The organism is Halohasta litorea (genome assembly GCF_024494645.1).
GTDB classification, from domain to species: Archaea; Halobacteriota; Halobacteria; order Halobacteriales; family Haloferacaceae; genus Halohasta; species Halohasta litorea.
In genome coordinates this window covers 195,536-215,345 of sequence record NZ_JANHDJ010000003.1, presented here as the reverse complement: position 1 = coordinate 215,345, position 19,810 = coordinate 195,536, and the positions used below count along the sequence as shown (strand labels likewise).

Annotated in this window: 16 protein-coding genes and 1 CRISPR repeat array; of the genes, 12 read left to right on the top strand and 4 right to left on the bottom strand. The window is 55.2% G+C overall.

Features of this window, described 5'->3' with window-relative positions:
* The first annotated feature begins 41 nt into the window (after window positions 1-41).
* Window positions 42-557: a hypothetical protein gene (locus NO877_RS09420; RefSeq protein WP_256396085.1), complete on the top strand. Its 516-nt coding sequence runs from the start codon at window positions 42-44 to the stop codon at window positions 555-557.
* Here the strand turns inward: NO877_RS09420 and NO877_RS09415 are convergent.
* Entirely contained in the window at window positions 554-1,198 is a 645-nt protein-coding gene (locus tag NO877_RS09415) for a hypothetical protein (protein WP_256396084.1), read from the bottom strand. The two genes, NO877_RS09420 and NO877_RS09415, sit on opposite strands and share 4 nt — an antisense overlap.
* A gap of 127 nt (window positions 1,199-1,325) precedes the next feature.
* On the opposite strand from NO877_RS09415, the gene NO877_RS09410 reads away from it, so the two are divergent.
* Window positions 1,326-1,553 carry a hypothetical protein gene (locus NO877_RS09410; protein ID WP_256396083.1) on the top strand — a complete coding sequence of 76 codons (228 nt, stop codon included), beginning with the start codon at window positions 1,326-1,328 and terminating at the stop codon, window positions 1,551-1,553.
* Window positions 1,554-1,583: 30 nt separating this feature from the next.
* On the opposite strand, the gene NO877_RS09405 is transcribed toward NO877_RS09410, so the two are convergent.
* Entirely contained in the window at window positions 1,584-2,588 is a 1,005-nt protein-coding gene (locus tag NO877_RS09405) for a Cdc6/Cdc18 family protein (protein WP_256396082.1), read from the bottom strand.
* 879 nt (window positions 2,589-3,467) lie between these two features.
* Window positions 3,468-4,098: direct repeats of the CRISPR family, unit length 31 nt; unit sequence GTTTCAAACCTACCAGAGGTACATCCGAACC.
* A gap of 161 nt (window positions 4,099-4,259) precedes the next feature.
* Between NO877_RS09405 and NO877_RS09400 the strand changes: the two genes are divergently transcribed.
* The 9 genes from NO877_RS09400 to NO877_RS09360 all read left to right on the top strand — a co-directional run bounded on the left by NO877_RS09400 (window position 4,260) and on the right by NO877_RS09360 (window position 17,920).
* Window positions 4,260-4,520, top strand: a complete 261-nt coding sequence (locus NO877_RS09400) for a winged helix-turn-helix domain-containing protein (RefSeq protein WP_256396081.1) — start codon at window positions 4,260-4,262, stop codon at window positions 4,518-4,520.
* A complete protein-coding gene (cas6, locus tag NO877_RS09395) occupies window positions 4,517-5,323 on the top strand; it encodes a CRISPR-associated endoribonuclease Cas6 (protein WP_256396080.1) in 807 nt (268 codons plus the stop codon). Before NO877_RS09400 ends, cas6 begins: the two co-directional genes overlap by 4 nt.
* A 4-nt stretch (window positions 5,324-5,327) precedes the next feature.
* On the top strand, window positions 5,328-7,574 hold the full coding sequence (locus NO877_RS09390) for a TM1802 family CRISPR-associated protein (protein ID WP_256396079.1): 2,247 nt from the start codon (window positions 5,328-5,330) through the stop codon (window positions 7,572-7,574).
* Between the two features lie 22 nt (window positions 7,575-7,596).
* Window positions 7,597-8,712, top strand: a complete 1,116-nt coding sequence (gene cas7b / locus NO877_RS09385) for a type I-B CRISPR-associated protein Cas7/Csh2 (RefSeq protein ID WP_256396078.1) — start codon at window positions 7,597-7,599, stop codon at window positions 8,710-8,712.
* A 16-nt stretch (window positions 8,713-8,728) separates the two neighbouring features.
* Complete coding sequence (gene cas5b, locus NO877_RS09380) at window positions 8,729-9,667, top strand: type I-B CRISPR-associated protein Cas5b (protein WP_256396077.1); 939 nt, start codon at window positions 8,729-8,731, stop codon at window positions 9,665-9,667.
* A 14-nt stretch (window positions 9,668-9,681) separates the two neighbouring features.
* A complete protein-coding gene (locus NO877_RS09375; protein WP_256396076.1) occupies window positions 9,682-12,543 on the top strand; it encodes a CRISPR-associated endonuclease Cas3'' in 2,862 nt (953 codons plus the stop codon).
* 2,333 nt (window positions 12,544-14,876) lie between these two features.
* Window positions 14,877-15,539, top strand: coding sequence for a DUF7095 family protein (locus tag NO877_RS09370; protein WP_256396075.1), 663 nt, complete (start codon window positions 14,877-14,879; stop codon window positions 15,537-15,539).
* A 105-nt stretch (window positions 15,540-15,644) separates the two neighbouring features.
* A complete protein-coding gene (locus NO877_RS09365; RefSeq protein ID WP_256396074.1) occupies window positions 15,645-17,039 on the top strand; it encodes an MmgE/PrpD family protein in 1,395 nt (464 codons plus the stop codon).
* Between the two features lie 53 nt (window positions 17,040-17,092).
* Window positions 17,093-17,920: a phosphosulfolactate synthase gene (locus NO877_RS09360; protein ID WP_256396073.1), complete on the top strand. Its 828-nt coding sequence runs from the start codon at window positions 17,093-17,095 to the stop codon at window positions 17,918-17,920.
* A gap of 37 nt (window positions 17,921-17,957) precedes the next feature.
* Here the strand turns inward: NO877_RS09360 and NO877_RS09355 are convergent, their stop codons facing one another.
* Complete coding sequence (locus NO877_RS09355; protein ID WP_256396072.1) at window positions 17,958-18,353, bottom strand: hypothetical protein; 396 nt, start codon at window positions 18,351-18,353, stop codon at window positions 17,958-17,960.
* A 142-nt stretch (window positions 18,354-18,495) separates the two neighbouring features.
* On the opposite strand from NO877_RS09355, the gene NO877_RS09350 reads away from it, so the two are divergent.
* The gene (locus NO877_RS09350; protein ID WP_256396071.1) at window positions 18,496-19,011 is read left to right on the top strand and encodes a CNNM domain-containing protein; all 516 of its coding nucleotides are present in this window, start codon (window positions 18,496-18,498) and stop codon (window positions 19,009-19,011) included.
* Here NO877_RS09350 and NO877_RS09345 read toward each other — a convergent pair.
* On the bottom strand, window positions 19,003-19,806 hold the full coding sequence (locus NO877_RS09345; protein ID WP_256396070.1) for a class I SAM-dependent methyltransferase: 804 nt from the start codon (window positions 19,804-19,806) through the stop codon (window positions 19,003-19,005). The genes NO877_RS09350 and NO877_RS09345 overlap by 9 nt on opposite strands.
* Between the last annotated feature and the right edge of the window lie 4 nt (window positions 19,807-19,810).

Genomic DNA, 19,810 nt, shown 5'->3' with positions numbered 1-19,810 from the left:
AGTATACATAATGAATAGGTAGCCCCGCAGATGGTGTCTTAATGGACGGCAATATAACCGACTCTCCTGTTGATTGGGATAATGTCGATTACGAGGGAATTTCCGAGTTTATCAAAGAAAAAGGAGCAGTCGAGCTATTGGCATTTCTTGATGGGTTTGGCTACCGATTTGAAGAAATAGATGATGCACTGGATATCAGCAGAGGCTATATCAATGATCGAAGAGATGAGGCATTGAATCTGGATTTGATATATCCTACTCAGGAAGATCGTGATGGTACCATTCGTCGTGTTTGGGCACTTTCACCACTTGGTATGATTATCGTCTATAGGATGCGAATCAATGGAGTCAGGCAAATCCACGATGAACTAGTATCTGTACGAAAGAATTTTCAAGAAAAGAAGGATGAATTCTTAGATTGGTCTGGAAAACCAGAAAACATTGAAGATTTCGCAGATGAAATAATAGAAAACAAGGATGTCGAAAAAGGTTCAGAGTTTTCAGTCGACCTGAAAGTATCAACAAGTAAGCCAGATGACAATCCGTTTGACCGTTAGTTTGGCGGCGAGAGATTCTTCATTTTGAAATCCGACCGAGGGACGTACCGCTCGCCGAGCATCGCCAGCTCAAGCGTTCGTTGGATGTCAGCAAGGTTGTGCAACAATAGCGGCTCCCACTTACCGCTCTCAAAGGCGTCGACGGCCTCTTTACTGTCGTCGAAGGGGTCACAGTTCGCCTTCCCGATCAACTCGTCGTAGACGCCGACCAGTCCTTTCTCGTCGTGGGTGTCGAACCGATCGACGAACTCGAACACGTCGGCGTAGGCCATATTCGGAAACGGCCACGCAACGTCATGAGAGATGCACGCCGTCCGAAGGTACGGCAGATCGAACCCGCCTTTCCACGTCTCACCGTTGTAGGCCGTCAGATAGTGGCGATCTTTGTTCAGTCGGTCGGTAGCCACCTGTTCGACGGCAGAGAGTAGCCCTGCCTCATCGTCTGTGACGATTACGTCGACGCCGTAGTCAGAATACTCGGCAAGAGCCTGTTCTAACTGAGTGCTGTTCGCCTGTCGACCAGCTGTGTTCAGGATAACGACCTCACCGAGTGTAGAGGCGAACCCTGCTACAGTGAGTACCGATTCGTTTCCGAAGCCGCTGGTTTCGATGTCGAACGCGATTGGGTCTAAATCACCCATAGATGCTGGTTCGACGGAACCGATATGAAGTTCGGAGTGTAGTTTCCGAAATCAGGCCGGAAAGGTATAGTAGAGTCCCATTATATTCACCGATAGTATTTACTATTGATATATGGACATATATGGTATGGTGGAAAAGGAATACATCCAGAAGGTCGAACAAGCCTGTAACGACTTGATGAAGGAAGGTGAGAAACGCGTTCGGGCGGGTAGAATAGCCGAAAGGGCAAATGTCGACGATAGTTCTCTTTTAGGAATGAGACTCACATTCGGTGTCTTGGAATTTGAAGGTTTAGAGTACGATGTGATTAGGCATGACAGCGACAGTGTATCGAATGAATATCGGTTCTACTGATCAGATACAAGCCAGCGAAATCCGGCTTATCTACGAATAGGGTTGGTAGCTACGTGCTTTCGTCTTCCCGGTGGCGAAAATGAGGTTGTACTGTTCCAGTTTCGAGAGGTGGTTCCGCATTGTTCGACGGGTTTTCGGGTTTTTAACCGCCTTACAGTAAGAGTCGTAGAGGTTGCCCGCGCTGATCTCTCCGGCTTCTTTGATGATATCGTAGAGAGCCTGTTGGTGGTCAGTGAGCTTGTCTGTCGTCTTTTGACGGATTTCCGATTTCGCTTCCGAAACTACCCCGTCAATCACGTCGACCGTGATCCGATCATCACCGTTGCGTCGAGCAACCCGTGCGGCGTTTCGGAAAATCCCGATAGCCACCCGTGCATCCCCGGCTGCATAGTCGGCAATCGTCTCTAATTCCTGAGTGTCGATTGCATCCGGCTCAAGTCCCCATCGAGCGCGATCTTCGAGGATCGTGACTAACTCTCGAATATCGTATTGCCCGAATCTGATACGCGCACACGACTCAAGACGGCTGTTCAGCCGGTCATCGAGCGTACTGAACACGTCTTCCTCTCGGTTGGCAATCAGAACCATCGTGAGGTCGCGCATCCGGTAGAGATCGTACAGCAGGCTCTTATCCTGTAGCTGGTCGACTTCATCAAGGATCACGACGTAGGGTGGGCCGTCGTAGCCTCTCAGCCGTTCCAACAGTTCGTCCTTGGGCGTCGACTGTCGGTGGATGTCGAATGTACTCTCGATGCCGTCCAACAGCCTGTAGAGCGTTTTGAACCGAGTGTGGTCCTCCCAGCAGTTCACGTACTGGTAGTTCAGGTCGACGACGTTCTCTCGCAACTGTTCGATGGTGAACTGGGCGATACACGTCTTCCCGGCTCCTGATGGACCATACAGTAGGGAGTTGGTCGCCCGGTCGCCGTCGACGATCGGGCGGAGCGTATCCGATAGGTGGCTCACCTCTGCCGATCTGTGCTTTACGTCGTTCGGGACAAATTCGGGCTGTAGCACCCGTGCGTCCGTAATCATGGGATCTGATACGTCCTCTTGATAAATAAACGGAAGTGGGTAGTTTCCGAATCTTCCGAAAGAAGTCATAGTTTCAACTCACGACAGGTACATCCAGACCACCTGATCAGGTTCGGAGTGGTGTAGAGCGCATTTTTGTTTCAAGCCGACTAGGTACATCCATATCCCGAAACCAGCTGACTGCGGTGCGGTTCCCCCGTTTCAAGCCTACTATAGGTACATCCAATGCTATCGTAGTGGGCGGGTTCATCACACCAGATGGCGTTGTTTCAAGCCTACTATGGTACATCCAGTACTCTCAAAGGACTCCGAGCAGTTGAGGCAGCAGGGTTTCAAGCCCTCAATAGGTACATCCAATACGACTTGATCAGTTGTTCCGCGATAGGTACGCCGTTGTTTCAAGCTCACTAGAGTACATCCTGACCCTCGAAACCGAGACGGGCTGGATCATACACCGAATCACGTTTCAAGCCCATTACAGGTACATCCAGTACGCTTCTCAATCTGCCAGTCCTCGGTTGCGTCCTCAACGTTTCAAGCCCACAACGAGTACATCCAGACCAATTGTTGGAGGTACGGACTCAGCGTATTCGCCTCGTTTCAAGCCTTCAACGGGTACATCCAGACTACGAATACGGCGTCTCAACCTACCACCGCCGAGTCAAGTTTCAAACCTACAACGGGTACATCCAGACCGACTCAGGTTATCCGACAGGCGACAGCCATGCAGACGTTTCAAGCCGACAATGGGTACATCCAGACGGAACAGGTCCGATAGGGTCGAAAACTGACTACGGCGGGTTTCAATCCTCCTACGGGTACCTACCAGAGGCACATCCGAACCTCGACCCGGCCGATCCGTCCGTCGTCGAGGGTGACGTTTCAAACCTACCAAAGGTACATCCGAACCCCGGCCAGAGCCGGTAAAACCCGGGATTTCCCGGTGTTTCAAACCTACCAGAGGTATATCCGAACCGAGTCTGTGTTCCACGCCCTGTGGTCTCACGAGCCCGTTTCAAACCTACCAGAGGTACATCCGAACCCCGCTGGAGGTCGAGGTAGTCTTCGACGACGCCCATGTTTCAAACCTACCAGAGGTACATCCGAACCTCCAGCACGCAACCCAATCATCTGCTGGCAGTTACCGTTTCAAACCTACCAGAGGTACATCCGAACCAGTACGCCGTGAGGTCTCGGTCGGCGTGTTCGGCTTTGTTTCAAACCTACCAGAGGTACATCCGAACCTGTTGTCGATAGCTGGCAGCGCGCTCTCGATTTGGGCGTTTCAAACCTACCAGAGGTACATCCGAACCATTCTGACGCGGTACGTCCCCGAGCCGTCGGTGAGGTTTCAAACCTACCAGAGGTACATCCGAACCCCGCAGGGGTCAATTACGTCACCAACTCCGGGGTGTTTCAAACCTACCAGAGGTACATCCGAACCCATACTGCTGCGCCGCCGAGCCCGATCGCGGTGAGGTTTCAAACCTACCGGAGGTACATCCGAACCCAATCCCGTATCGGGTTGTTAGAGCCTTCTATTAGTTGTTCTCACTAAACTGTTTCCGTCGACCCTCAATAACCTCCAAACCCACCGGGAGCCGACTGAAATCCATGTATTGAATAATACAAGGTTTTATGTCATTTAGCGTGACTACTATGTAGTGAGGTATGCAAGGAACCGTTGTGGCGAGAAATCGTGATTCGGATACAGGGCAATACATCCAAGCCTACTCCGACTCAGACCTCTTGGACTACCTCGATACAGAGGGTCCAACTGGGACACAGGCTGTCGCAGATCGGTTTGGCTACAAACAACCGACTGCGTACCGCCGGTTACGCCAGCTGGAACAAGACGGGAAGGTTGAGTCTGAGAAAGTCGGGAACGCTCTGCTATGGAGTGTTGTAGATGAGGTGAGCATCGACAAGTGAACGTAACGAAGCTCATTCTCTATCTGGAAGCAGACACCGACTGCCAGTATCCGGATATGTACCATCGAAAGTTGCACGGTGCGGTCCTCAATCGGATACCCGATCCAATCATTGAGGAATCGAAAAAGGGAGACACACCGTCGACACTTGGCATTTCGTTCACCGAACTCATGCCGTGGGGTGATGTATCGGCGGGCGAGACACGGCAGTTAGTCGTGAACACGGTCGATCCGGAGATCGTCGGTCACATAGCCCAGTCAGTGTCGAGTGATCCATCGTTCAATATCGGTGAAATGCAATTCACCGTACAGGGGATTGACCAATCAACAGTTGATGTTGGACAGGTCGGAACTCAGGGAACGCTTGAATCGGATACCGGGGTGTTAATTTCAGTCCCTAATGACCGAGTATCCGAGTTTGGATTAGAGAATCCGGGGTCGGATGTGTACTATTGGTCAGAAGACGATCCGGAACAAGCCTTTGTTGATCGGGTCAGAGAAAATCTCACAGGCAAGTGGGAGTCACTTACTGACCAGTCGAGAGACAGCCCGGAGGATATTCATGGCCCGCTATTCGACCGTAAAACGCTACAGAAGACGTATTCGATACCGTTGCGTGTTACAGTCGACCACACTCAGAGAATCGTCCTGAGCAAGTGGGAGTTTGACTACGAGGTGCGGAGTCAGGCCCACAGAGACGCCCTTAATCTTGCACTGGGAGCAGGGATTGGCGAACGGAACAACTTCGGGTTGGGTACGCTTTCGCTCACATCCAAACAAGAGCCGGTACTGACGGGGATGTGATCGTATGAGTAGTGCCTATCGTCCCGAGGGTGACATTCCTGACACCGAGTTTGAGGGTGTGATTTTCCCCGGTGGCCGCGAGCCGGGATCGTTGACAGACCTTCAGTACATCTACGGGAAGATGCTTGAGTTGGGGCAGGAACCAACTCCGTATGCCGCTTCCGAGGAGTACCAGCAGTTCTTAACGCCGATGGAAGTCAACTCTATCATCGGTGAGGAGCAGGCAATCATCTACCTTGATGTGCAACTGAATCGAGAACAGCGGTCAGTCACACCCATCGGAACTTCGGTCGTTACCGGCACAAAAGAGCATATCGACCGGTGTGCGTTTTCCGAGTACGAAGCCAGCAATGGTGTCGACCACAGCATCACGCAGAAGACATCGAAAGAAGGCGGTATAGATCCTGATAAGTCCACATACAAGGATTTCAGTTACATCTCTGAAAATAAGTTCAGTGATATTATTGATGGGTGGCCGACCCAAGACCTCATTCAGCCAGTGATCGACGATCACGAAGATGGCTGGATCATCGAGCAAATCAAGTCGCTCCACGAATCGGAGGAGATGGACGAATTGAGAGATGAGATCGAAACCAAACTCACTGTAGACGACAGTAAGGATGTAACTCGGCTTGTGTCGATACGGTTCTATGAGTCATCTGAGTCTGTGTCTGCGGATGAACTATCACCTCCGGCCGATCCCGACGATGATAGGTGGCTGTATCCGGCAGACATGGATGTCCTATTGGAGGCGATGAAGGCCCAACGAAAGGGGAAGTGGCGAACAAAGAACGACTGTGATGCGTCAGGGACGGCTGTCGGATACGTCCAGAGTGGTGCTGAACAGCAAGTGTTCGGTCAGGGGGCGGCCCCGCTATCGCTCTATACAGGCAAGAAGCGGGCGTGGATGCCCCATTTGAATCGTGACCTTTCGGCCGCGACCCACCCATTCACAGCAGAAACGTCGGCTGTGATCGGCAAATCAACGCCGTTCCTTGATGCCTGCAAACAGTCAGCTGGGTTGAGTCTCTACCACCTCCCGTACTTTGGGGGTGAACAGACCCCACAGAAGATGCGGTATCTCTACGAGCTACTGTGGGAGACGTACACCCGTTCCGACCCGGACGAGGATGATGAAGGTGTCACGCACACCCCAATCGAACAGTTCTACCGACTGATTCAGGAAGAAGTCGATTCAGATCACGTCCCCGAATCAATCGTCAAATCGCTTCGGTTCTGGACAGTCGCTATCGTCAACTACCAGAGTGACCGCAACCGGGCGATTGCAGAGGTCAAAGGCGGGAGTATGCTTGCGACGGTCGACATTGCACAGGAGGCTACAGGAGTCGCCCGTGATCTGTCGGAGACAGGCTTGTTCGAGACGTACACATGGGACTTTGCCACCCCTGAAACAGATTTCCTCGCCCAGATCACGACGCCGTATTGGTTCATCAATACGACAGTCACGACGACCGATGAGGACGATGTCGACCAGAACGAGCCGGGATATGCGTTCTACAAGCAGTTACTTCAACAGAAGCCGATTTCGTTGAGTCAACTGTTGGACGCCTATATTCCGCATCTTGAGGATAGATACGACCCAACAGCGGATGATGGTCGACGTGTTCCAACCCTTCAGATCATCCAGCAGTTTGCACAGTTAGTCACGCTCGGCCGGTCTGGATTACTCGATGTAGACCTTCCAGAGACGCCGGACACTGACGAACCGTACTGTATCCCAGCCCAGAAGAATCGTAGTGACACCGATCTCACCGACACAGATCCTATGACAGACGCAGACGATAGTGCCGATCAAGACGAAGACGGGAGTACAGACGTTACAGCCAAGCAACGAGCGATAGCAGAAAAAGAAGCCTACGAGCGGATGATAACCGAACAACCGGTGTTAGCTGAAAGCCCGTCACGGCGAGCAGTATTCACACTAGGGTCACTCATTACGACCGTTTCGGCGTATCAATCGTCGAAGGGAACCAAACCACTCAATTCCCGACTCAGCCCGTCGACGATTACAAAACACAACGTCGAGGAATACGTCACAGACGTACTCGATCTCATCAACACGTATGCGACCGCTGAAAACGGGGACAACATCTGGAAGTACGAGACTCAGACAAGCCAGCTGACCGAAGACCTCACCACCATGCCGGTCAGTGAGTGGGAGCTATCGTCGTCGGATATTCAGTACCACGTCGCACTCGGCATGGCGTTTGGAGCGCAGACACACACGTAATCACTCACAGGAGAGACTACCAATGTCAACTCAAGACCCAACCGACAGCGAAGGCACAGAGGCAGACAACAACGCATTCACTTCCGTCGAGAACCGATCGGAGATTCTGTTCTTGATGGATGCTCAAGATGCGAACCCGAACGGCGACCCACTCAGTCCGAGTAACAAGCCACGACAAGACCCATCAACAGGACAGGGAATCATCACTGACGTTCGGCTCAAACGCTATCTCCGCGATCAGATGGCCGTTGAGTGTGGCGACGATCAGGGTGTGTATATCGCAGATGTTCGCACCGAAGCAGGGAACCGAAAAACCCGATCAGAGCTAGCCGAGACAATCGCAGATGTCGACAGCCCCGAAGATATTGGCGAGGGATTCTTCGACGATTTCCTCGATACAGCCGTCGATGTTCGGTTTTTCGGAGCGACGTTCTCATTCTCGATCGACGAGAACGACGAGGCGCAGGCAATCGCCAAACAGATTGACAACCACCTTCCGGCCCATCTAAAAGGTCCGGTTCAAATCTCACCCGGTCGGACATACCACCGTGTTCGGGAAAACAGCGGGTACAACTCACTCACGTCGGTTATTAGCACAAACCAGAACGACGACAGTGGTGATGAGGCCAATGAAGACAGAGGGAACGAACAAGGCGGGTTCCAGTTGGACGATCATCGAATCGTGTACGGCCTCTACGGGTTCAGTGCGGTCATCAACGAACACAACGCAGACGACACTCGACTCCGGCAATCAGATGTCGAGTGGTTGGATGAACTGTTCTGGAAGGGCGTCAAGAATCAAGCCAACAGCCGGAGCAAACGCGGCCAGCACCCCCGCCTCTACCTCCGTGTCGAGTACGACGAAGGCTTCCACATGGGCAACCTAGATCGCACTCTCGATCTCGGAGAGAACAGCGACGACGTCGACGCCCTCACCAGCATCCACGACGTGACTGTCGACATCTCTGGGTTGATGGAGACACTGGAAGAAGCCGCCGAACGAATCCAGACAGTTCACATCCTACAGGACACCCGCCTCACGTTAGAAGAAGATTCTAACGTGCTGGATCAAACTCTCCCCGACTACATCGAATCTGAACTCGGTGTGGACGTGGATCGAATCTCGCTGTATGAGTAGCGACCGGAGATAGCCTATGTCGGAAAAGAATACGACGCTCTCTGATTTTGCGTCAGGGAGTAGTGAAGAGAAGACAGAAATCGACCGACCGACGAAGAGTACCAACCGCGATGATGAATCCGGAGAATACACGACACCCAACTATGAGCCGACCGGCGAGGAGTTAGCGTCGGTTCACGAGATACCCGAGAAGTGTCTATCGTTCACTGTGACAGCACCGTTCGCACACTTCCGTAAGATCGAAACCTCGTCGACGCGGCTCACCTACGGTTTGCCACCCCGAACGACACTGAACGGGATGATCGCGGCGATGCTCGGCTTAGAGGTCAACAGCTACTACCAGTTGTTCGACCTTACCCACTCGGCCCTCAGTGTGAGTGTTGAGAATCCGCTTCGAGACATCAGTATGCCGATCAAACACCGGAACACCGACCCCGATCAGATGAAATCTGTTTCAGGGGGTGGGTTGACACTTGAATACGAAAAGCATCCCTCGGAGATTGACGAGGGGAAGGTGCATCAACGGGTTGCCCACACGATGCTTCGAGACGTTCGGTATCGGATCAACATCTGGTTAAGCTCGGAGGATTACTACAACGAATTGAAACAGCTTCTTGAGACAGGAGAAAGCCACTATACACCAACACTCGGCCTGTCAGAGTGTCTTGCGTCGATTGAGTATCACGGTGAGTTCTCACCTACGCCAGTCGACGGAGATGGAGCTGTCGAAGTCGATTCTGCTGTACCGTCATCTGCCGGAACCGTGCAGATGCAGGCGAATACACAACTCACGACCGAACAGACACCAGCAGAGATGGAACAGGTCGACGATGGGTTCAAAACACGCCGAACGACGGCCTATACTGCATACCAGTACCGCGAGGATGCAGGCTCTCTTCCAGTCGACACCGACTATGCGGCCACCGTCGATGAGCAGACGGTCATCTTCAAATAAGTGAGGAGAGCCGCATGACAAACGATCCGATCTACTTTGCACATACCGACCACCCGATAGCGTCGGGGACACACGAACCGGTCCTCGATCATCTAGCTGCTGTCGGGAATCACTGTCTGGCAAACACACCGCCGGATACGACACTCGCTGATGGAACGCCAACACGACCAGTTTTGTACGTCATGGCGTGGTGTCACGATATTGGAAAAATCACGACGTGGTGGCAAGAAGACCACGCTAACACTACTGTTCCATCGATCGACCGACCGCCGGGGCGGGTTGCAGATCATAGCTTCATCGGTGGTGTCACGACATGGTGGGTTCTCCGAGAGCTAGGGTATCCCGTTCGGGTTGCCTTCCCGGCGTCGATAGCTGTGGCCCGACACCACGGGACGCTGCCCGATCTTGAGAGTTATTCGTTTGACCGGTTCGTCGACACAACGCGGTGGGAGACGGTTCAACATCAAGTTGATAACATCCATCAACACACTCAGAGCCGGGAGATCGCTACGCAGCTGCTTGAGCATTTATCCCAAAATGATGGGCTACTGGCCGACCCAGATACTCCGCCTGAAATCTCATGGCAACGGTTCATCGACATCGTTGAGGACGGGTTACGAGAAGGTATCGCCGACGACATATCCGGTCTGACGGGCGTCTCGCTCAAATCAAATTACAAATCGGTGGATGTGTACCACGATCTGCTTGAACTATGGGGCGGGTTGAAAGGGGCTGATACTCCTGCTTCCGCTGGCCTCTCGCCACCCAGCCATAATCTACCAGATCCAGCTGTCATCGACACCTACGTCGATACAGAACTCTCGCCACCGACGAATGCAGAGACACCAGAAGAACTACTGAATCAGAAACGCGAGGAAACCCGTCAAGAAACGCTCAAACGGGTCGAATCACTCACTGGTGAGAGTCGGGAACACTCTACGGAAGCACGAGGAGAGCCACCGACAAACTCAGGCGAGGACTACCAACTCGATGCGTTCGTGACCGACACGACACCGGACACAGAAGAATCAGGAGAAGAGAACCCGACACAATCCGGGGTCTATCGGGTCACTCTCCCGACCGGAGCCGGAAAGACACTCACCGTGACACAGGCCGCTCTCAAGCTCAATGCTGCAAGCGAGCAGAGTGGCCCACTGATCCACATTTTGCCGTACACGTCGATCATCGAACAGACAGAAGATGTGTATCAGACGCTATTCGACCCAGCGAGTGAGTTTAATACCGACACCAACGCCTTGCAGACAGACGTTTCAATCGGTGTCGACCACTATCTTGCAGACAATACCTCAGATGGCGATGAAGAGGATGTTGATACAGACTCAGACGATGTGACGGAAATGGCCTACCAGTCGTGGCACAGCGATATTACACTTAGTACGACTGTCCAGCTGTGGGAATCGCTATACGGTCCATCAAAATCTCAGGCGACGAAACTCCCGCAGTTCTACAATAGTACCATCATCATCGACGAACCACAGACTACACCGCCGACATGGTGGAGCCGGGTCGAACAACTGATTGACACTCTCTACACGGTATTCGATGCAACAGTCATCTTGATGAGTGCGACCCATCCCCCGCTTGAGTATCCAACCCCAACCTCTGAAACACCCGAAGATGCTGAATTAGCACCGTCAGTCACGCTTCCCGAAAACGTCACTGTCACCGTCGACCAGTCAGTGACAGCCGACGATCCGATTCCACCAACAACCGCCGCCCAACGCCTTCGAGACGAGATCGGCAGCGGCCGGGATAGTATCTTGTCGATCCATAATACCGTCTCAAATGCGAGAGCCGTTGCTGAATCACTGATAGCCGACCTCGATGTTGACACCGAAATTGAGTACGCCAATATCCATACAGTCTATCGTGATCTGATAACAGACGCAGAACCACCGCTCCCAGAGAATCTAGACTCTCCGAGTGACTTTGATAGGGATACAGTCTACAACCAACTCCCGACACCAGAGGATCTTGTTGAGTCATTGCTTTCGACCGATGCCGACGTTCTCGTAGTCCCGCTTACGACCCGCAACAGACCGTGTGACCGTTCACGGATACTCGATGGGCTTTCGGACTTGCTCGAACAGTATCCGCGTTCTGAGGCCGATCGGGACGATCTACCGACAATCGTTGCGCTCACGACCCAACTAATTGAAGCAGGCGTCGACATTAGCTTCGAGAGTCTATACCGCGATATTGCCCCCTACGATAGCCTCGTCCAAGCCGCAGGGCGATGTAACCGTGACTACGAGTACGGTATCGGGAACGGTAAGGTCACAGTATGGCAGCTGGACGCCCAAGATCCTGCGAATATGAACCGTATCCCCGCTGAGTACGTCTATAACCAAAGTGGGATTAATGAACTCAATAAGACGGTTCAGTCCCTCACACAGCACATCAGGACTGATCGCAGACACATCTCACAACAAGATTTCTTGGGGGGTTACGATGATTACCGCGAGGAGATCGCAACCGAGATCCCACACCAGACGCCGGATATGGACTCTGTCGACGGTACGGCGATGAGTCAAACGTCACTGATAGACGACGACCGTCCAGAAATCACCGTCTATGTGTCACAGTCATCAACTGAAGACAAGCTCTTAGAAGCCTATCGGAGAGCAGATCAGATCAACCACACGTCTCACAAGCTCTCGCTTCGAGAGTGTCTGCGGCATATTGGTTGTGACGTACCGCGTAATCGAGATGAGAATCCAATTACGCAGGTCGCACATCAACTGGATGACGATCTCTATCTACTTGACCAAGAGGCAGCTGAGAATACGGGGTTATATGGTTGGAAAGGGCTGTCAAATGACGAATCTAAGTCTATAACACACCGGCTTCTGTAGTCTGTTTCAGTCGACCCTCGGTGGGTTTTGGAGTGATTGATAGTCGACGGAAACAACTTAGTGTGAACAGGCAAGAGAATAGTGTAACTACCTGATTTCGGGTAGGTCTGGATGTACCCACTGTCGGCTTGAAACGTGCAGAGAGCGAGAGAGGTCTTAGTGGCCTTGCTGGGTCTGGATGTACCTGTTGTTGGCTTGAAACCAGCCCGCTGGATCGCGGTAGATAGTGCCGTCGTCGTTCTGGATGTACCAGTGGTAGGCTTGAAACGTGTTGCCGAGGACCGACGGAGCGATGTCTTTCAGTGGTCTGGATGTACCCGTAGTGGGCTTGAAACCGGGTGCGGCTCCTCCGGTCGGGTTGGGGGGTAAGCGTTCTGGATGTACCCGTTGTAGGCTTGAAACATCGGTTTGTTGGCCGCCGCGATGTGGATGCCTTCGGTTCTGGATGTACCTCGGAGGGTTTGAAACTGCGACGAGTGCGGGCGAGTCCACAATTACGGTCGGGCACTGGATTGTACCTTTATTGGGTTTGAAATGGCGCAATCAAGGAACTCGGTGAGCCGGAGAACGAGGCTTGGATGTACCCTTACGGGCTTGAAACGCACTCCCGAAACAGACAGAGTTGGTCTTCTGGTCTTTCAGGATGTACCGGTTGTGGGCTTGAAACGGCGGTAAGACTGTGCTGGTGAACTGGTGGGTACAGTGATCTGGATGTACCCTTAGTGGGCTTGAAACTACCCCGCCGTGATCCGCGCCGCACTTGAGAAGAGACTGGATGTACCCGTTGTCGGCTTGAAACATGACGATGTAGCCGAGAACGGAGACGGTCGGGATCGGTCTGGATGTACCTTCTGGGTTTGAAATATCCAGAAATCGTTGTGTTCAATCGTCCACGCAGTCGGTTTGGATGTACCCATAATGGGCTTGAAATACGCACCTACCGACCGTATTCGTTGTCATCGGACTGGATGTACCCTTAGTGGGTTTAAAACATGGTCTTGATCATGGGCGCAATCGCGCTCGTCGTCAGTTGGGATGTACCTGTTGCGGGCTTGAAACCAGCATAACATGGGTGCGTTCGACTATGAGAAGATGCTATCTGGATGTACCCGTTGTAGGCTTGAAACGAGCCATTGATCGGACCAGTCGGCGACGTTGATCGGTCTGGATGTACCCATTGTGGGCTTGAAACGTATAGAAGCCTAATCGCTTGTCGGCCTGCGACGGGTTCTGGATGTACCTACTGAAGGCTTGAAACGCCGCGTGGACGCGATTCACGCATCAAGGAGGCTTGGTCTGGATGTACCCTTACGGGCTTGAAACCGGTACACATGGGGCGATATGCGTGTCCGGGGGACAGGTCAGGATGTACTCGTTGTGGGTTTGAAACAATCGCTACGTTATCTACTCAACGAATAAAGACACGGTACTGGATGTACCCATCGTCGGCTTGAAACGCACAGCCAGCGATCGGCTCAATTGAAGCATCCGAGGTCTGGATGTACCCTTACGGGCTTGAAACGCGAGACAGCCGTGCCACGTCGTTCGCTGCCCGCTGGTACTGGATGTACCTAAAGTGGGCTTGAAACATCCAATCGGTAACGACGATACAATGGTAATGCGGCCGGATCTGAATGTACCCATAATGGGCTTGAAACGGCGGCGAGTGAATCCGCTTGTTGGTGAGGTCGGATCTGGATGTACCCGTTGTCGGCTTGAAACCCCGATGTCTGCGAGGGATGCCCGCACTACGGCGGGATCTGGATGTACTCTTGAAGGCTTGAAACGCGATCACGAGGTTCACCACTGCCATATGCGCACGGTCTGGATGTACCTATTGTAGGTTTGAAACGACGGAGAGGACACCATACCCGGCATAATCTGGATAGGATCGGATGTACCCGTTGTCGGTTTGAAACAACATTGATGAAGACTACACGAACCGGGTCTATGGAGGTCTGGATGTACCTTAGTGGGCTTGAAATGGCGGCAAGACTGTGCTGGCGAACTGGTGGGTGTAGCGATCTGGATGTACCCGTAGTGAGCTTGAAACAATGCGATGTCGATCCCGAGGAGTACTGAGACGTGTGGATCTGGATGTACCCCCGCAGAGCTTTCAAACACGTAATGTATGATTGTCGCCTATCTATCACATATCTTATGGTTAGTAGAAATCCATCTGCCGAACTTCTGACGTTCGCCCACTCTGGTATTTGGTATCGCAGTATGTAATTTATATCGCCGATCGCGTCGTGGTCTGACGGTTCCTGGACTGCAAAATAGTTCTCTACTGGGTCGAAACCCGTTTCTCTGCGGCGTGCGTGAATCGGCCAATGGCAGACTCCGAACGACTCGACAGGGACAGCGCCCTCGACCGCGTCGAGCAGCTCATCGAGACGGTCGATGCCGACCCCATGCCCGTCCCAGTACGGGAAATCTGGGTCTACGGCGACGTGGCCCTCGGCCTCGACCCGATCGAACGGCTCGACATCTATCTGAAAAAGGACATCCGGCTCCGCGGCGACAGCGAGACGGCTGAGGCCTACCACGAGAAACACGGGGTCAAGGGTATCGGCCAAAGCGTCTCCGCCGAGTGGGCCGAACAGTTCCCGGAGTACGTCCGGGCCAACGACAACGGCCACGCTGCCCCCGAGAAATGTCTGGCCGCCCACCTACTGGGCGGCAACGAGCCGATCCACCTCGAAGTCTGTAATGCGAGTTTCGACGAGAACGTCACCCAGCGGCTTCGCGGCGCGCTCGCTCGGGAGTCCTATGAACAAATTCTCGATCCCCGCGGCGTCTGCCTGTGGGTCGACGGCCAGTGGGATGACGACCTCCTCGGCAAGCTCCGCGGAGGCGAGCTGCCGTTTCCGACGCTCTCGGGGGCGCTCGAACAGATGGGCGTCGACAGTGAGACGGCCGAGGCGGCCGCAGAACGCGTGAGCCGCTACCGAACCGAACAGACCGGCGCGACCGTCCGCGGCGACGTTATTTAACTACTGGTTACCAGTTATCGTCCGATACCAGTCGATAAACTGAATATTGCTATAACAAACAGGCGAACACAGCATAGCTTTGGGGCTGGTCGTGGCTATTGCTGTATGACCACCACCGCGGAACTGGCGAGTTTCATCGAGAGCGTTTCGTACGACGAGTTTTCCGACGAGACGATCGAGGAACTCAAGAAACGCGTCCTCGATTCGGCTGGAATCGCTATCGGCGCGATGGGCAAGCCGCCGGTCGACGCAGTCGGCGAGACGGTCACGGAGTTCGAAGTCGAAGGTCCGTGTCGACTCTGGGGCCGCGACGAGCGGGCCACACCCGATGGGGCGGCGATGTGGGCCACACCCGATGGGGCGGCGATGTACAACACCGCCCTCACGCGATACCTCGACTACATGGACTCGTTTCTCGCACCCGGCGAGACGCCCCATCCGAGCGACACCATCGGGAGCGTCGTCGCCTGCGGCGAGGTCGTCGACGCCTCGGGCCGCGAACTCATCGAGGCGGTGGGCGTCGCCTACGAAGTACAGGGCGAGTTGGCGTGGAACGCACCGGTCCGGGACAAGGGGTGGGACCACGTTACCCACACCGTCATCGCCGCGGCGGCGGGCGCGGGGAAAATCCTCGGCCTCGACCATGGGGAACTGCGGAACGCACTGGGGATCGCAGGCACAGCCCACAACGCCCTGCGGGTGACCCGGACCGGCGGCATCAACGAGTGGAAGGGACTGGCGAGTGCGAATGCTGCCCGCAACGCCGTCTATTCGTGCTTGCTCGCACGCAACGGCGTCGAGGGACCAATCGATCTCTTCGAGGGACAGAAGGGGTGGAAGGACACAATCTCGGGCGAGTTCTCGATCGACCTCAATCCGGGCTGTGAGCGGGTCTTCGATGTGATGACCAAGCGGTACGTCGCCGAAACCTACGCTCAGTCGGCCGTCGAAGGGGTGATCGAACTCGCCGAACGCGAGGAGATCGACCCCGGCGAGGTAGCGTCGATCCACCTCGATACCTTCGCGGGTGCGAAGCTCATCATCGGCGGCGGCGAGGGCTCGCGCTACGAGGTCGAAACGAAAGCCCAGGCCGACCACTCGCTGCCGTATATGCTGGCGGTCGCGCTCATCGACCACGAACTCACGAACGAGGCGTACGAGCCCGAACGCATCAACAGCGAAGACGTCCAGACACTGCTTCGGACAGTCACCGTCGAAGCGGACGGGGGGTTCACCGAGCGGTTCGAGGCCGGTGAGATGCCCGCTCGCATCGAGATCGAACTCGGCGACGAAACGACCTATACCGTCGAAAAGCGCTCGTTCCGTGGCCACCCGACTGATCCGATGGACTGGGCGGATGTCGAGGCGAAGTTCCACGAGATGGCCCGCGGGCGGTACGGCGACACCCACCGCTACGGCTTCGTCGACACCATTCGGACGCTCGAACAGTACGACGCGACCGATCTCACCGAACTGTTCGACCCACCGGCGTCGATGTAGCTGCAACGTAGCTGGGAACTACCGCTAAGTGATGTACGGCCGTCAGGTCAGCCATGGTCGACCGCACTTTCGAGTTCCTCCACCAGAACCACAGGCCGGAAAAGCCACGCGACACCGGCATCACCGAGATGCGCGGCCCCTACTACGATCCGATGGGCCCGCGCGAACTCCGGGACATCTTCGAGACGATGGGCCAGTATGTCGACATCTACAAGTTTTCGGGCGGCTCCTTCGCCCTGATGCCGGAGTCGGCGGTCCGAGAGCTGATCGACATCTGCCACGAGTACAACGTCTCGGTCTCGACCGGCGGCTTCATCGAGAACGTCCTCGTCCGGGACCACGACAAAGTCGAGGAGTACGTCGCCGAGGCCGGCGAACTCGGCTTCGACATCGTTGAAGTCTCCAGCGGGTTTCTGGCGACCGGGACCGACGACATGGTCGCGCTGACCGAACTCGTCGCCGACCACGACCTCAAACCGAAACCCGAGATCAACGTCCAGTTCGGTGCCGGTGGCGCGTCGAGTGTCGAAGAACTGGAGAGCGAACCCGAGATCGACCCCGGTAGCGCGATCCAGGAGGCCAAACAGCATCTCGACGCCGGAGCCTACAAGATCATGGTCGAATCCGAGGGGATCACCGAGCAGGTCAGAGAGTGGCGGACCGATGTGGCCTTCGAGATCGCCAACGAGGTCGGGATCGAAAACTGCGTCTTCGAGGCTGCCGACCCCGAGGTCTTCGAGTGGTACATCAAGAACTTCGGGCCGAACGTGAACCTGTTCGTCGACAACTCCCAGATCGTCGAACTCGAATGTATGCGCTCGGGGCTGTGGGGCAAAAAGAGCAGTTGGGGCCGGACGGTGACCTACACGCGGGAGGAGTGACGCCGACTCGCTTGATGGCCGTCGTGATTCGGTTCGATCAGTCGGCGCTGTGTCGACGCCGGTAGTCACGCAGACTCCCGACGACGTAGCAGACGCCGAGGCCGCGGGCGACGGTGGGGAACCAGCCGGTCCATTCTATCTCCTCTGGGTTCTGGTAGGAAACCCTCGCTCCCCAGTCGAGATACTGCCTCGGGAACAGGACGGCGACTCCACCCGCGAGTCCCATCAGATTCAGCAGCCACGCGTAGCCCCGGCCGCCAGTGAGGCTACAGAGGGCGATCAGTAACCCTTCGATCCGCACTGCCGAGCCGAGCCACGAGTTGCCGACGGCCGCCTCGGGGTTCTCGAAGGCGACCCGCTGATACCAGTTGGTAACGCGGTCCGGAAACAGTGCCATGACGATGCCGAGGCCAACGAGGAGTGTTCGTGCCATAGCTACCGTTGGCCCCGCGTGAACCTAAACTGGTCGCTGATCGGGGTGCTGCCGCGGATCTCTGTGCGGAGACGATTCTCACGTCACCCGATCTCTCTGTCGACGTCAATAGCCTCTTCCGTTCCCTGGACGGACTGTCGGTATGATCTCTTCGACGGTTACAGTGGCTGGAATCGGTGCAACGCTCGGTTTGCTCCTGTTGAGTGCCTTCTTTTCGAGCTCCGAAATCGCTATTTTCTCCTTGTCGGCCGACCAGATCGATCAGCTGGCAGCCACCGGCGACGCCGACGCACGGCTCCTCCAGGAGTTACGCACCAACCCCCATCGACTGTTGGTGACGCTGCTGGTCGGCAACAACATCGTCAACATCGCCATTTCGAGCATTATCACGGTCTTGGTCATCAGCTACGTCCCCGCCGGAACTGCGGTCGTCGTGACGACACTGGTGACCAGTCTCGTGATTTTGATTTTCGGCGAGATCGTCCCCAAGGCCTTCGGGCTCGGCAACGCCGAACGGTGGTCGCTGCGAGTTATCGGCCCCGTCCAGTTCGTCGAACGGGCACTGTCGCCACTGATCTCCGTCCTGGAGGCAATCACGGGGCGGCTCAACGCGCTTTTGAGCGCCGACTCGGAGATCGAAAAGCCATACCTAGACTGAGACTCGACCAACCATCACATCGAACGGGACGCGTTCGATACGTTCGTAATCGCCCCGCTGCATCCCCTCGATGACGCTCCGGCCCATCTCACGCCACGCCCGCCGGAGTTCGTCATACGTCGGCTCCCGGTCTGCCAGCCCTGCTTTGAGTTCGGGTTCGTGATCCACGAGTCCGGCTCCGCTGGCCTTCCGGGCCGCACTTTCGAGGTCGATCTCGCTGTAGGGTGGGTCAGTCCGCTTTTCGTGTGTATACTGGCGGGTCGACAGCCGGTCGATTCCGGCCTCCTCGAACAGTGTTTCGAGCCGGTCGCCGAGTGCGACATCGGTCTCGATGCCGCGGAGATATGCCTCCCGAAGGCGGGCGTCGAGTTCGACTTCACGCTCGACAGTCGAGTCGACGCTGACCGCCGCGTTGTTCGGCTCGATCGCGGCGACGAGATCCGACGAGACGCGGGCGAACTCCCGGAGGGCAGCCGCTGGATCGGGGAGATTCACCAGCAGGGCCTGACAGACCACGAGGTCGAAACTGTCGTCGGCAAAGGGGAGGCAGAAAGCATCACCACCAACAGCTGGGACGTGTTCGTTGGCGACTGCGAGGAGGTCAGTATCGGCATCACAGCCCACGACTTCGGCGGGCGATTCGTCGGCCAGCACCCGAGTCAGTTCCCCCGTGCCACAGCCGACATCCAGGATGCGGCTCCGACTGTCCAGCGAGAGGTCCACGAGTGCCCCCCGAGAGTCGGCCCACATCCCCTCGCGGGTCCGTTCGAGATACTCGGCGGAAAACCGGCGCACGGCG